The following is a 13912-nucleotide window of genomic DNA, read 5'->3' as shown; positions in this document are numbered from 1 at the left end:
CTCATGGTCTCGACCAGGCTGAAGGTCGTCATCCTTGCTCCCGACATTGGCATTGACCAGTCGTCGAGAGGCGAGATTGTCGCATCTCTAACTGGCCCAACTGTCGCATTACTAAATAGCCTCTACAGTAGTCTGTTGGATAAGATAGCTTATGGAACATATCAGGGTAAGCCGACGGTTCCGCCCATGCCTTTGATTTCACTGGGTTGTGAACTCTGGTGCCCTCTGGCTTGTCCGGCGGCGCTGCTGTCGAGGGGTCGCAGATGGCAGGCCTCGTGGAAACCTTGCCGCCTTAAGATGTCCCAGCAGCGTCGGGCCTAACAGTCTTTCCCTCCAGTCATGGAAAGATATGAGCCTCACATCATCAAATGCCGCCACCGGCCGATAAATGGAACTTTCGGATAGCTGTCTAACGTTCTTGTTCGGCGTTACCGTGGAATCGCGAGTTAAATTGATAGGGTTTCGTGTTGCGAGAGTCGCAATGATCGATTTTAGAACGAATACAATAGGCAGCGACCACAGCCTTCAGCGCCAGGGGCCGATAAAGCGCCTCCAAATCGCAAACCCGAATCTCACTATCAATTCTCTTCATGGTCATACGGCCTCCACTATCTAAGCCACATCCTTTATGGGCTTGATGCTCCAAACGCGAGTTGGGGTGCGTTGGTGACAAATTGCCGGAGCTTCCCTGTTTTATTCCACGGTCAGCAAATGCTGGCGCGTCGCGACTGGGTTGCTCCGTCTCACGAACTGCAACCGTCTCGGATCACACGCCCCTCAGTTGCTATGGCCGAAGTCTCGATCCCAAAACGGCGTTGGCTTGTGGGGAGTACAGTAGCCCACTCGATTCTTATGTTAACGTATACAAACACGGTAATTTCGGAATGTCAACGATTACATCGTATTTGACATGTCCAAGATTGCGATGACAACGATCGCCTTTCTTTTTCGGAGTCGCCCGTGGTTTCCGTTAAATCAATTTTCACTAAAATTGCTGAAGCTCCTTTTGCTAGCGGTTATTTTGGGTGAGGACATGAAGAGCGTCATTATTTCTGCATTGCTAATGTTAACGATTACATCGGTTGCGCAAAGTGAAACTCTCGGCGTCTCGGTCGCCGATCTCGATAAATTCAACACCACCCTTTTGAACGGGCTACTGTCGCATGCGAAGGACAAGGCCGGATTAAAGGTGGTCACTCAGAATGCCAAGGGCGACAATGATCTGCAAAAGAAGCAGATCCAGGAACTCGTCGCCGACAAGGTCGATGCCCTCATCGTCCTGCTCTCCGATGGCGATCTCGGGGCACAATTGACGCCGATCGCCGCCAGTGCCGGAATTCCTCTGGTTTATGTGAATAATGTCCCTGCCAATGTCGGCGACTTACCGGAAAACCAGGCGGTGGTCGCTTCAGATGAGAAGGAATCGGGGACGTTGCAAGCCAAGGAGGTTTGCAGGCTTCTCAACGGAAAAGGACGAGTCGCCGTACTGATCGGCGAGCCCTTCCATGCCGCGGCCCGGGCCCGCACCACGGATATCGACGATGTCATTGCGACGTCGGCGTGCAAGGATCTAAAGGTGGTCGAACGCCAGACAGCTTACTGGTCGCCAGAGTTCGCGGACGCCCAAGTCCAGGAATGGCTCTCCGCCGGCGTCAAATTCGACGCCGTCATCGCAAACAATGACGACATGGCGCTCGGCGCCATTCGCGCACTGAAGCGGAACGGCATTCCCATGAAGGAGGTGGTGGTTGCCGGCATCGATGCCATCGATGACGCTTTGGCTGAAATGGCTGCGGGCGATCTTGCCGTCACTGTTTTCCAAAATGCAGCCGGGCAAGGCGCCGGTGCCGTGGATGCTGCCGTCAAGCTCATGCGCGGCGAAAAGGTTCCCCGGGAAAACTACATTCCGTTCGAACTCGTCACACCCCAAAACATCGCGCGTTACCTGCCGAAGAGCCAGTGAGCCTGTAAGGATCTATCATGCATTTCTGGAACAAACTTGGCATCCGTGCACAAATCACGGTCGGCTTCTTGCCGCTTATTCTCTTCATGGGCCTGCTATCCATCAATGTCATATCGGGTATGAGCGAACTCTCTTCCATATTTTCCTCCTACCGCAAGACGGTTGGCGAAAGTCTTGGAATCTCCGAGTACAGCGACCAGCTGCACGACATCCAAATGTCGGCCGAGGCGTTCCGCTCCAATCCGACGCAGGCGCTTGTCGAGCGTCTTAAGGCCGGTGTTGGCGCATTTGAGGCGAACGATCCGCGTTTTGCCGGCAACCAGGATCTCCTAACCGGCATGGCTGAAATCCGCGAGGAGGTTGGCGCCTACAGCAAGGCCTTCGACAAGATCGTCTCCTTGCAAGCCAGACGCATTTTGCTGATCTCCAAAGTCACCGAATTCGGCCCTTGGACGAGCGCCGCGCTCAACGATATTCTGCGAAGCGCTTGGCGTCAAAACGACCTGCAACTGATGCATGCCACGTCGACAACATTGGAAGCAATAAATCGGAGCCTCTACTATTCGGAGCGTTTTGCTCATTCCGGTGATCTTGGAGCTTACGATATCGCCCAAGCCGCACTCAACGATGCCCTCGACCTCAATGACGGCGCGGCCAAGACGGCAAAGAATGCGCTGCAGCAAAAACGCCTCGAGGGTGCCGCTCAGCTCATGCAGAATTATATCGCTCGCCTCGGAGAAATGAGAGACGTCCTGCTGGAGACAAAGCGCGTCCGGGAGACGGAGCTGAATGAACTTGCCCCAAAAATATTGACTGGATTCAAGTCTTTGCAGGCCACCGTCTCGGGCACGCAAAAGACGTTGGATGGCTCGGTTGAGACAACGGTTTTTGCGGCATCGCGGCTGACGCTGGTCATCAGCGCTGCTCTCATCATCCTTGGTCTCGTGCTGTCCTATTATTTGGGCCGGCTGATCGCCGGCGCGGTTCGTAAGATGGCTTGGTCGATGGAAAAACTCGCCCATGGGGAAGAGCTGACGCTTTTCGAAGGAGCCGAAAACCGTCATGAACTTGGCGCAATGGCACGTTCCCTGAAGGTCTTCCAGGAAACAGGACGCGCAAAAATGGTCGCGGAGACCAATGCCGAAAAGGTGCGCCTTGCGGCCGAAGAACAACGCCTGCGGCAAGAAGCCGAACGCCTGACCGATACCGATGCGATGGAGCATGCCTTCCACGAAATTTCGAAGGGATTGGACGCGCTCTCATCTGGCGATCTTACCGCAAGAGTCGGACACGTCGACGTGCGCTACACCGCAATCCGCGATCGTTTCAACGATTCGGTGGCCAGCTTGGAAGAGGCCTTCGGTGCCGTCGTGCAGACTGTCGGCACCATCAGGTCCGGGCTCGACGAAATTTCCATGGCATCGAACGATCTTGCTCGCCGTACGGAACAGCAGGCTGCCTCGCTCGAAGAAACGGTCGCCGCCCTTGGAGATGTCACCCGGGGCGTCAACGGAACGGCTGAGGGCGCAAGTCGTGCTCAGGAGGCAGTCGCAACGGCACGTACCAATGCCGAAAAAGGCGGTCAAATCGTCAGGCGTGCAATCGTCGCCATGAATGAAATCCAGAATTCGTCGTCACGGATCGGCAATATCATCGGCGTGATCGATGAAATCGCCTTTCAGACAAATTTGCTCGCGCTCAACGCAGGGGTCGAGGCGGCCAGGGCCGGCGAAGCGGGCAAAGGCTTTGCTGTCGTTGCGCAGGAAGTGCGGGAGCTGGCTCAGCGATCCGCCACTGCCGCCAAGGAGATCAAGCAACTCATCTCGACCTCGTCTGGTCAAGTTGAAGCAGGAGTACAACTCGTCGGCGAGTCCGGTGTGTCGTTGAAGCAGATTGTCATGCAGGTTGGCGCGATGAGCGCCACCGTCTCCGAGATCGCCGTATCGGCTCGCGAGCAGGCGCTCAGCTTGCGGGAGGTTTCAGCCGCCGGCGATCAGATGGACAAGGTGACGCAGCAGAATGCAGCCATGGTCGAGCAGACGACTGCGGCCGCACAGAGTCTGACCCAAGAAACAGAAAGGCTTGCCACGTTGGTTCGCCAATTCAAGACCCGCAGCTTCAATGCATACGGTGCTCAACAATACGCGTTGGCATCGTAGCAGGTCCAGCCGCGCACCCGGCTCGGCTGACTGAGGTCGGCCGAGTTTCCTTCTGCAGTCCAGCGATGGCAAGCTCGGGGATAGAGCGAGGAAGCAACCAATGAGCGGAGCATCGGCCTGAAGGCGAATGTTATCCTGCAGTCTGTTAATCGATGCCGCAAAATCCCGGAAAAACCTCATGCTGGTTCGCGAACATAAGGGATCCGGAACCGATCCCCCTCGAACAATCTCTACTGCGGAAACGCTGCGGCTCGATAGTGTTTGTCGGCTATCTGCTCAGTCTTGACGAGGAGTTTGCGCCTACGGATGACCGCCGCCGATCAGAAGTCGACTTCGATCGCCACACCTTTCGACACGGCCAGGTCGACGACGGCCGAGGCCACTGCAAGATCCTGCAATCCGACGCCTGTTCCGTCGAACAAGGTAATGTCGTCGGCTGAGCGGCGCCCTTTCACGTCGCCCGTGATGACAGCGCCAATCTCAAGAATGTCTTCTGCAGCGATCAGGCCAGCGGCGATGGCATGCTGGCATTCGCCGATGGTTATCGCCTGCGCCACTTCATCGGTGAAGATCGAAGACGCAGCCACCAGCTTGGCGTCCATCTCCTGCTTGCCCTTGGTATCGGTTCCCATACAGGCCAGATGTGTGCCTGGACGAACCTGGGAGGCCATCAGGCTGGGACTGAATGACGAGGTTATGGAAATGATCACGTCGGCCTCTGCTCCGAGCCTGTGGAGATCGACGGCTTCGAAGGGTAAGCCGACCTCTTTCGCAACGTCCTCGAGGCGGGTCAGCATTTCCGGATGATAGTTCCAGGCAACCACCTTCTCGAAGTTTCGCTGCTGGACTGCTGCCTTTAGTTGGAAGGTTGATTGATGTCCGGCGCCGATAATGCCGAGGATCTTCGCATCTTCACGGGCCAGATATTTGATCGAGATTGCAGACGCCGCTGCGGTCCGTAGTGCGGTCAGCAGATTTCCGCCCACCACAGCACGGCATCGCCCGGTGTCCGCGTCGAACAGGAATACCGTCGATTGGTGGTTGGTCAGGCCCTTTTCCGCATTTTTCGGCCAAAAACCTCCGGATTTCAGACCGAGAGAGAGGCTCTCCCGGTCGAAACCCGATTTGAATCCGTAGAGCGCATCTGCATATCCTATCGATTCGCGGACCACCGGGAAATTATAGGCCGATTTTCTGGCCATGGCGGCGAACACCTGTTCTACAGCGGTAAAGCATTCGGCCGATCCGATCAGATCTGCAATTGCGCGCTCTGGAACGATGATCATCTCAATACGCCTTGCCTCTCGCCGATACCGGCCAAAGTGTTTCGACCTTGCCGTTGCGGACGCCAACATACCAGTCGTGGACATTGCAGGTCGGATCGCAATGGCCGGGAACAAGACGAAGCTTCTCGTTTATCTTCAGGACGCCATGCGGATCTTCGATGACGCCGTGTTCGTCGGTGCATTTGACATATTTCACGTCGCTGCGGCCATAGACGAAAGGCAGACCGGAATCGACCGACTGTGACTTTAGGCCAGCGTCGCAAATCGCCTTGTCGGCCTTCGCGTGGCTCATCACGGTGGTCAACAGGAAGAGTGCGTTTTCCCATTCGCCCTTGTCAATCCGGTTGCCGTCCTTGTCCTGGATGCGCCCGTAGTCGGCGTCCATGAAAGCGTAGCTTCCGCATTGCAGCTCATTATAAACGCCGGAATTGCTCTCGAAGTAGTAGCTGCCGGTACCGCCGCCGCTCACCAGTTCAGGCTCCAGGCCGACGCTCTTCAGAGCTTCGACAGCGTCCTTCACCTGTGCAATGGCGACGTCGAGCTTGAGCTTGCGGTCTTCATACTTGTCGATGTGCTGCATGGCGCCCTGATAGGCCTGGATGCCGGCAAAGCGGAGGCCTGGAGCCGCATCGATAGCGCGAGCAAGCGCGACAACGGCCGAACTCGTGGTGACCCCGCACCGACCGGCGCCGCAGTCGATTTCAACGAAGCAATCCAGAGAGGTGCGATGTTTCTGGGCTGCGGTGGACAGTTCAGCGACATTGTCCGGGTCGTCGACGCATACGATTATCCTGGCGCCCTGCTGGGGAAGTCGCGCAAGGCGATCGATCTTCAGCGGATCGCGCACCTGGTTGGAGACGAGGACGTCCCGGATCCCGCCTCTGACGAAGACCTCCGCTTCGGACACTTTTTGGCAGCACACGCCGATGGCGCCGCCCAATTGCTCTTGGAGGCGCATGACGTCCACGGACTTGTGCATCTTGCCATGGGCGCGATGACGCATATTGTGCGCTTTGGCGTAGTCACCCATCTTCCGGATGTTTCGCTCCAGCGCGTCGAGATCGAGGATCAGACACGGCGTCTGGATGTCCTCGACACTCATTCCCGGCAGAGCCGGTACATCATAGCCGACTTGAAGGCCGTCGAAGGTTGCTTGCATGTTCATTTACCTCTCCCTTATTGCCAGGGTAACGTGTCGAGATCGACATTGCCGCCGGTGACGATGATGCCGATGCGCTTGCCGGAAAACAGGTGTTTGTTCTTCAGAATGGCCGCCAGCGGAACGGCGCTCGACGGTTCCATGACGATCTTCATACGCTTCCAGATGAGCTTCATGGCGTCGATGATGTCAGTCTCCGATGCGGTGAGGATGTCGCTGACATTGTTCTTTACGAAGTGCCAGGTCAGCTCTTTCAGCGGAACTTTCAAACCGTCCGCGATGGTGTTGGGCGCGTCGTCGGCGATGATGTGTCCGGCCTTGAAGCTACGATAGGCATCGTCGGCCTGTTCGGGTTCGGCGGCATAGATCTTCACCCTTGGCGCAAGATTTGTCAGCGTCAGGCAGGTGCCCGATACCATGCCGCCGCCGCCGATGGGTGCAATCACCGCGTCCAGGTCATCGACCTGCTCTATCAGCTCCTTCGAGCATGTCGCCTGGCCGGCGATGACGCGGGCGTCGTTATAGGGATGAACGAATTCGGCGCCCGTTTCGGCGACGACCTCGGCGAAAACCGCCTCGCGCGACGACGTCGATGGTTCGCATTCGACGACCTGGCCGCCGTAGCCCCGCACCGCGTCCTTTTTGGCTTGCGGCGCCGTCCGCGGCATGACGACGGTGCACGGAATTCCTCGGCGCCCGGCGGCATAGGATAGGCAGGTGCCATGGTTGCCGGACGAATGGGTGGCAACGCCCCTCGCCGCTTGCTCTTCGCTGAGGCCAAAGACCGCATTGGAAGCGCCACGGGCCTTGAAGGCACCGGCTTTCTGCAGGTTCTCGCATTTGAAAAACAGATTGGCACCGGCAAGCGTGTCGATGAATGTCGAGGTAAGGACAGGCGTGCGATGGATGTGCGGTTTGATGCGCTGATGGGCTTCAAACATGTCGGATAGAGTGGGTGTGTACATCTGGATCAGACCTCAGGCTACCATGTAAAACGCGGAGCTTTGGCTATTGCGGTAGATTGCCTGTGCCGCGGCAACGCCGGAGCCGAGTTTGATGTTGAGGCCGAGGTCGACCATGACCATCTCGGCCGTGGCAATACCGGACAGCGCCATCACATCCGTCATGCTGCCGACGTGACCGATGCGGAACACCTTACCCGCGACGTCTCCGAGGCCAGCACCGAAGGCGACGTCGTATTTTGTCGCAGCGTGCGTGACAAACCGGGAGGCATCGAAACCGGCAGGCGTCTGAACCGCGGTGACCGTGTCGGAATAGAGCTCCTCGCGCGCGGCGTAGAGCTCAAGCCGCCAGGCCCGAACCGCGGCGCGAACGCCGGAGGCGATGCGCCTGTGCCGCGCAAAAACGTTCTCCAGACCCTCTTGAAGAAGAAGCTCCGTCGATACTTTGAGACCGTTCAGGAGCCCGACCGACGGCGTATAGGGGTAGCCGTTGGTCGAATAGCCCTTGGCCATATCGCGCACGTCGAAGAAGGCCCGCGGAAGTTTCGCCGTTTCCAGTGCCGCCATGGCCTTGGCTGAAAAGGCGGTAATCGCCAGACCGACAGGCAGCATGAATCCCTTCTGCGACCCGGTCACGGCAACATCGACGCCCCATTCGTCCATTCGAAAGTCCATCGAAGCGATGGAGCTGACGCCATCGACGAGTAGCAGAGCTGGATGATTGGCGGCATTCAGCAGCCTGCGCACCGCTGCAACGTCGGACTTGACGCCGGTCGCGGTTTCGTTGTGGGTAACGAGAACGGCCTTGATCTCGTGCGCCTTGTCGCCGTTGAGAAGTTCCTCGTATTGCGCCAGCGGGACGCCGTCGTGCCAGGAGGACTCGATAGCATCGACTTTCAGCTGGTAGCGCCGGCACATGTCGATCCACTTATGGCTGAACATGCCGTGTCGGCCAGCCAGGACGCGATCGCCCGGGCTCAACGTATTCGTGATCGCCGTCTCCCATCCCCCGCTGCCCGTGGCAGGAAAAATGAAAACGGAAGCAGTTTCGGTTTTGAGAACCTGTTTCACACCCGCCAGAGCGGGATGAAGTATTTCGCCGAACATCGATGAACGATGGTCCATGGTCGGCATGTCCCCCGCCTTGCGCAGGATTTCCGGCATGTTCGTGGGGCCTGGGATGAAAACCGGATTTTGTCCGTACATGGTATGCATCCTCCTGTGCTTTCAAACTAGATAACATGGGTTCGCGCAAAGATATATTTTTTTGAAAAATATTTTCAATCGTGTAATAATTTGGTATTTTATATTGCATTTCAATATGTTAATATTTTTCATTGCGTGAATTCGTTTTTCAGTTAACGATAAAAGCCTGCAATTGCGAGGGTGATCGATGCAAAACTTAAACCGACGGCGAGGGCGCCCGAAATCCTTCAACGAACCCCAGTCTTCAAGCGTCATACAGTCGCTCGATCGCGCTCTGGATGTCTTGGAGGCGCTGGCGTCGCCGGAAGGAATGACGCTGTCTGAACTTTCTGCCCATCTCGATCAATCGCCCGCGACGATGCATCGCGTTCTCGCCACGCTCGAACGCCGCGAGTTCGTCGAGATCAGCCCTGATCGGCAGGTCTGGTTCATCGGCCCGGAAGCCTACCGCACCGGAGCGGCATTTCTGCGCCGATCCAATGTCGTCGAACGAAGCCGCCCGATCATGCGCGAATTGATGCTGGAGACAGGCGAGACGTCGAACCTCGGCATAGAGAAGGACGGGAATATTCTCTTCATCAGCCAGGTCGAGACACATGAATCCATACGCGCCTTTTTTCCGCCCGGAACTCTGTCGCCCCTTCATGCATCCGGCATCGGGAAGGCGTTGCTCAGCACCTATGATGATGGTCGCCTTTCTGCCCTGTTCAAGACTTCCACTTTGAAGCGGTTTACCGAAAATACCGCGCGCTCGGTCGCACAGCTGAAAGAGGAACTGATCGTCAGCCGGGAGCGCGGCTATGCGATTGACGATGAGGAGCGGACCAAAGGCATGCGCTGCGTCGCCGCGCCGATCTTGAACGTACACGGCGAAGCGGTGGCCGGCATATCCGTCTCCGGCCCAACGCATCGAATGCCTGACCGGCTCATCAGGCAAATCGGCGAGCGCGTCGCCGGAGCTGCGAAAACCGTTTCTCGCAGATTGGGGGGCGGATAGCCTCACGATCTCAACCACCGCGCAGATCCGGTCGCCCGGATTGAAGCTTGGAAAGACCTCTCGGTTTTGGCCCGCCGGTTGCCCAATCCAGCAGTTCAACGGTGTGGACGATTGGAAGCTCGGTACTCGAACCGATCTGCATCATGCAGCCGATATTGCCGGTGCTGATCAGTTGCGGGCGAATGGCCTCGATGGTTGCGACTTTGCGGGATTGCAGTTGCTTCGATATTGCCGGCTGTAGCAGATTATAGGTGCCCGCCGAACCGCAGCAGATGTGGGAATCGCGCGGCTCGACCACATCGAAGCCCGCTGATTTCAGGAGATCCTTCGGCTGGGCGCGAATTTGCTGGCCATGCTGCAGGGAGCAGGCGCCGTGATAGGCGACGCGAAGCGGATCGGCGTGCCCAGCGTCCTCGAGCCCGATATCCGCCATGACTTCGGTGACATCCCTGGCAATCGCCGAAACGCGCTCAGCGTCGGCCGCCATCGGGCCGTTTCGGAACATATGTCCGTAGTCTTTGACGGTGGTCCCGCATCCGGACGTGTTGATGACGATGGAATCCAGCCCTCCTCCATCAAGCTCCCGAACCAAGGCCCGAATGTTGGCGCTGGCCATGGCGTGACTTTCCTCGGCCTTACCCATGTGATGCGTGAGCGCTCCGCAGCAGCCGATGCCTTTCGCAACGACCACCTCGCAGCCGTGGCGGGTCAGAAGCCTGATCGTTGCATCGTTGATATCCGTGTTCAGCGCACGCTGGGCGCAGCCGATCAGAAGAGCCACGCGTTTGCGCCGCTCGCCTTTTGGAGGAAATACTTGTGGCCTGTCGTTGTTGCTGACCTTGGGGATGCTCTCCGGCACCATCTCCAGCATCGCCCGCAACCGGACATCGGGAACAAGGCGCCGCAGGGGGCGGGCCAATTTGGCTGCGGTCAAGGCCCAGCGGAACCGCTGAGGATACGGCAATATCCGGGCCAGCAGCCATCGTAAGACCCGATCGTCCCAGCGGCGAGTATAATTCTTCTCGATATAATCGCGCGCGTGATCGATCAGGTGCATATAGTTCACGCCGGAAGGGCATGTCGTCATGCAGCTGAGACAACTAAGGCAACGGTCGATGTGCTTTACGGTTGCGTCGTCGGGAACCCTGTCGTTTTCCAGCATATCCTTGATCAGGTAGATCCGGCCGCGCGGACTGTCGAGTTCATCGCCCAGCACGCGATATGTCGGGCAGGTTGCCGTGCAGAAGCCGCAATGGACGCAGGACCGCAGGATCTCGTTTGATGTGCGTATAGCCGGGTCTGAAAGCTGGGTCTGATTGAAATTCGTCTGCATCTAGCTGTCCATCAAACCGCGGTTCAGGATTGCGGCGGGATCGAACTGGTTGCGCAATGCCTTCGAAAGGCGAGCAACAGCTTTGCCCTCAGGCGCGAACCTCGGGCCGCAAAATGGGCTTTCATTGCGCATCAACAAGGCCTGTCCGGTGCCGCAGGCCCTGCGAACCTCAAGCGCGTCCGCCTGCCCCGCGAACCAGATCAGCCCGCCTCCCCAATCGAGCGATACGGTTCCTCCAAGGTTCTCGAGTGCGCATGCGACGATCGACGCATCCGTCGGCTTGACCAGGATTCGCCACAGCGGCAACCGCGGGTCGTCAAAGTGGTGCAGATCTCGCAGCCGGCTCCACAGGTCCTTGCTCACAACATCGTAGAGAAAGTCGATATTATAGTGAGGTAGCAGGTCGAATATCTTTTCGCGCCTGTATTTGACCTGCTTGGAGCGCCCCTCGATCCGCAGCCAAGCAGTCCCGGATCGAAAGGCGGCGCCGGAAATCTCCATGGGGCTTGCAAGCACGGTTTGAAAAATCCGGCTCGCTTCCGACACCGACACATTGTTGAACCCGACCGACAGCTCGCTTTCGGGTGCTGGCAGCGTCTTTATGACCACTTCCGTCAGGACGCCTAGTGTGCCAAAGGAACCACAGAGAAGTTTGCCAAGATCGAGACCCGTGACGTTCTTCATCACCCGGCCGCCGTTCTTGATGATCCGGCCCCGGCCATCGGCAAAGCGAACCCCAAGCAGATGGTCTCTGCAGGCGCCGATCTGGACGCGCCGCGGCCCTGACGCATTGGTCGCAACCACGCCGCCGATGGTTGGAACACCGCCCGTGTTAAGAACGGTACGATGATCCATGGGCTCGAAAGCCAGTGCCTGGCCCTCTATGGCAAGCACCGCCTCGATTTCCTCAACGGGCGTCCCCGCTCGGGCGATCAGCGTCATGGCACCAGGTTCGTAGGTCAGGATGCCGCTGAGGCGCCGGGTCGTCAGCGTGGTGGTTTCGAATGGAAAACTCGGCTTCAGGCGAGTGCCGCCGCCCATGATGTGGAGCGCTTTTTCCGTCTTGTGGGCCTCATCGAGGAAGGCGGAAAGTTCAAGTTCGTCCGCGGGGGCGAAGACGGTCTCTACGGATGCAAGCATGTTGCCGTCTGTCATCGTGATCGAGCTCTCTCGCGGTAGGGCCTGCTCACCTCAAGGGGAAAGACTTTGGCAGCGTTCAACAGCCAGGCCGGATCGAAGACGTCCTTGATCGCCATCTGGATGTCCATGTCCGTCATGTTGAATTGTGCGGTCATGAGATCGCGCTTTTCGATGCCGACCCCATGCTCGCCGGTCAGGCAACCGCCAACGTCAACGCAAAGACGAAGAATGTCGGCGCCGAAAGCTTCGGCGCGCTCCAACTCGCCCGGCGCGTTGGCGTTGAACAAGATGAGCGGATGCATGTTTCCGTCACCGGCATGAAAGACGTTGGCGACTTCCAGGCCGTATTGCCTTGAGAGCTCGCCGATGCGCTTCAGCGTATAGGGGAGTTTCGAAACCGGCACCGTTCCGTCGAGGCACAGGTAGTCGCCGAGACGACCCATGGCACCAAATGCAGACTTGCGGCCTTTCCAGATCGCGAGCGATTCATCGGCGTTTCGGCTGCTGCGAAACTCTACCGCTCCCAGCGCTTCGGCGATGGCGCGAATGCGCTGCGTTTGCTCGTCGATCTCCTCTTCTGATCCCTCGACCTCGACGATCAGAACGGCGGCGCAGGCGGGATATCCGGCTTTGGCAAATGCTTCGACCGCGCGCAGGCACACATCGTCCATATATTCGATCGCCACCGGCAGCAGACCGGAGCGGATGATGCGGCCGACGCATTCACCGGCAATCTCGGCGCTTTCGAAACCGATCAACATCGGCCGGGCGCCTTCGGCCTTGGGCACTATCTTCAAGGTCGCCTCGGTGATGATCGCTAGCTGGCCTTCGGAGCCACACAAGAGTCCGAGAATATCAAGACCGGTCGTCCCCAAGAACGGCCCACCCAGCTCGACGACTTCGCCGCTCGGCAGCACCATGCGAAGGCCCATCAGATTGTTCGTGGTGACGCCGTATTTGAGGCAGTGGGCGCCTCCTGAGTTCATCGCAATATTGCCGGCAATCGTGCAGGCAAGCTGCGACGATGGGTCGGGCGCGTAGAAAAATCCATCCGCGTCCAGTTCGGCACTCACGGCAAGGTTGGTGACACCGGTCTGGACCCGGATAAACCGGTTTGCCGTGTCGACTTCGAGGATTTCGCGCAGCCGGATCGTGCTGATAACGACGCTATCTGCGGTGGGCAAGGCGCCGCCGGCGAGCGAGGTCCCTGCCCCGCGAGGCACGACGGGGACGCGGCGCTCATAGCAGACACGCATCGCTGTCGCGACCTCCTCGGTGCTGCGCGGCAAGACGACCGCAAGCGGCGGACAGCGATAGGCTGTCAGTGCGTCACATTCATAGGCCCGGGTCTCCTGCGGATCCGAAATGACGGTGCCTTTGGGCAAGGCGGCTTCCAGTTCGGCGATGATCTGAGGCAATCGCGCCAGAATGTCAGCACGCGGCTCCGGCATGGCTATCGTTGACATGATCTTTCCCTTGCGTGCTTCGTCCGTTCCGACGGTCAAATCACACCCATTGCGCAATCGAGGGGCCTCCCGTTCCCGGGTACGGGATCTCGCTGCGGTCGCCGGGCTTTTTCGCGCGCCGCCCTCAGCCGGGCAAAGTCGTCGCCGGCGTGGTGGGAGGAGCGGGTCAGCGGGCTGGAGGCGACCATCAGGAAGCCCTTGCTGTAGGCGACCGTCTCGTAGGACTTGAATTCCTCGGGGG

Annotated in this window: 10 protein-coding genes and 1 pseudogene; 3 read left to right on the top strand and 8 right to left on the bottom strand. The window is 58.3% G+C overall.

The window, feature by feature from the left end; translation table 11 throughout:
• The first annotated feature begins 1033 nt into the window (after positions 1-1033).
• Together ATY75_RS29265 and ATY75_RS29260 are read left to right on the top strand one after the other, a co-directional pair.
• The gene (locus ATY75_RS29265; RefSeq protein WP_088940169.1) at positions 1034-1963 is read left to right on the top strand and encodes a substrate-binding domain-containing protein; all 930 of its coding nucleotides are present in this window, start codon (positions 1034-1036) and stop codon (positions 1961-1963) included.
• 14 nt (positions 1964-1977) lie between these two features.
• The gene (locus ATY75_RS29260) at positions 1978-4122 is read left to right on the top strand and encodes a methyl-accepting chemotaxis protein (protein ID WP_088940168.1); all 2145 of its coding nucleotides are present in this window, start codon (positions 1978-1980) and stop codon (positions 4120-4122) included.
• Between the two features lie 320 nt (positions 4123-4442).
• On the opposite strand, the gene bhcD is transcribed toward ATY75_RS29260, so the two are convergent.
• Genes bhcD through bhcA form a run of 4 tightly spaced genes read right to left on the bottom strand, consistent with a single transcriptional unit; the run spans position 4443 to position 8735 of the window.
• The gene (gene bhcD / locus ATY75_RS29255; protein ID WP_088940167.1) at positions 4443-5408 is read right to left on the bottom strand and encodes an iminosuccinate reductase BhcD; all 966 of its coding nucleotides are present in this window, start codon (positions 5406-5408) and stop codon (positions 4443-4445) included.
• A 1-nt stretch (position 5409) separates the two neighbouring features.
• Complete coding sequence (bhcC, locus tag ATY75_RS29250; RefSeq protein ID WP_088940166.1) at positions 5410-6573, bottom strand: 3-hydroxy-D-aspartate aldolase BhcC; 1164 nt, start codon at positions 6571-6573, stop codon at positions 5410-5412.
• Between the two features lie 11 nt (positions 6574-6584).
• On the bottom strand, positions 6585-7532 hold the full coding sequence (bhcB, locus tag ATY75_RS29245) for a beta-hydroxyaspartate dehydratase BhcB (RefSeq protein ID WP_190241444.1): 948 nt from the start codon (positions 7530-7532) through the stop codon (positions 6585-6587).
• A 12-nt stretch (positions 7533-7544) separates the two neighbouring features.
• Positions 7545-8735, bottom strand: a complete 1191-nt coding sequence (gene bhcA / locus ATY75_RS29240; protein ID WP_088940164.1) for an L-aspartate--glyoxylate aminotransferase BhcA — start codon at positions 8733-8735, stop codon at positions 7545-7547.
• A 187-nt stretch (positions 8736-8922) separates the two neighbouring features.
• Here bhcA and bhcR point away from each other — a divergent pair, with 187 nt between their 5' ends.
• A complete protein-coding gene (gene bhcR / locus ATY75_RS29235; RefSeq protein WP_064843971.1) occupies positions 8923-9732 on the top strand; it encodes an HTH-type transcriptional regulator BhcR in 810 nt (269 codons plus the stop codon).
• 10 nt (positions 9733-9742) lie between these two features.
• Here the strand turns inward: bhcR and glcF are convergent, their stop codons facing one another.
• From glcF to ATY75_RS29215, 4 genes and pseudogenes are all read right to left on the bottom strand, one after another.
• Positions 9743-11065 (bottom strand): glycolate oxidase subunit GlcF, encoded by a 1323-nt coding sequence (gene glcF / locus ATY75_RS29230; RefSeq protein ID WP_088940163.1) that lies wholly within the window; start codon positions 11063-11065, stop codon positions 9743-9745.
• Positions 11066-12220: an FAD-binding protein gene (locus tag ATY75_RS29225; RefSeq protein ID WP_088940162.1), complete on the bottom strand. Its 1155-nt coding sequence runs from the start codon at positions 12218-12220 to the stop codon at positions 11066-11068.
• Entirely contained in the window at positions 12217-13671 is a 1455-nt protein-coding gene (locus tag ATY75_RS29220) for an FAD-linked oxidase C-terminal domain-containing protein (protein WP_064843967.1), read from the bottom strand. Before ATY75_RS29220 ends, ATY75_RS29225 begins: the two co-directional genes overlap by 4 nt.
• A gap of 35 nt (positions 13672-13706) precedes the next feature.
• Positions 13707-13912: pseudogene (locus tag ATY75_RS29215) on the bottom strand (hypothetical protein); the annotation flags it as partial.

Source organism: Rhizobium sp. N122 (genome assembly GCF_002211295.1).
GTDB lineage: Bacteria > Pseudomonadota > Alphaproteobacteria > Rhizobiales > Rhizobiaceae > Rhizobium.
Note: the sequence above shows the minus strand (reverse complement) of the source record. Positions and strands in the feature narration are given on the sequence as shown.

Bases quoted from the DNA above. Each gene is read 5' to 3' on its own strand.
- bhcB (WP_190241444.1), bottom strand. From the start codon at position 7,532: ATGTACACACCCACTCTATCCGACATGTTTGAAGCCCATCAGCGCATC.
- glcF (WP_088940163.1), bottom strand. From the start codon at position 11,065: ATGCAGACGAATTTCAATCAGACCCAGCTTTCAGACCCGGCTATACGC.
- ATY75_RS29265 (WP_088940169.1), top strand. From the start codon at position 1,034: ATGAAGAGCGTCATTATTTCTGCATTGCTAATGTTAACGATTACATCG.
- bhcD (WP_088940167.1), bottom strand. From the start codon at position 5,408: ATGATCATCGTTCCAGAGCGCGCAATTGCAGATCTGATCGGATCGGCC.
- bhcA (WP_088940164.1), bottom strand. From the start codon at position 8,735: ATGTACGGACAAAATCCGGTTTTCATCCCAGGCCCCACGAACATGCCG.
- ATY75_RS29220 (WP_064843967.1), bottom strand. From the start codon at position 13,671: ATGTCAACGATAGCCATGCCGGAGCCGCGTGCTGACATTCTGGCGCGA.
- ATY75_RS29225 (WP_088940162.1), bottom strand. From the start codon at position 12,220: ATGACAGACGGCAACATGCTTGCATCCGTAGAGACCGTCTTCGCCCCC.
- bhcR (WP_064843971.1), top strand. From the start codon at position 8,923: ATGCAAAACTTAAACCGACGGCGAGGGCGCCCGAAATCCTTCAACGAA.
- bhcC (WP_088940166.1), bottom strand. From the start codon at position 6,573: ATGAACATGCAAGCAACCTTCGACGGCCTTCAAGTCGGCTATGATGTA.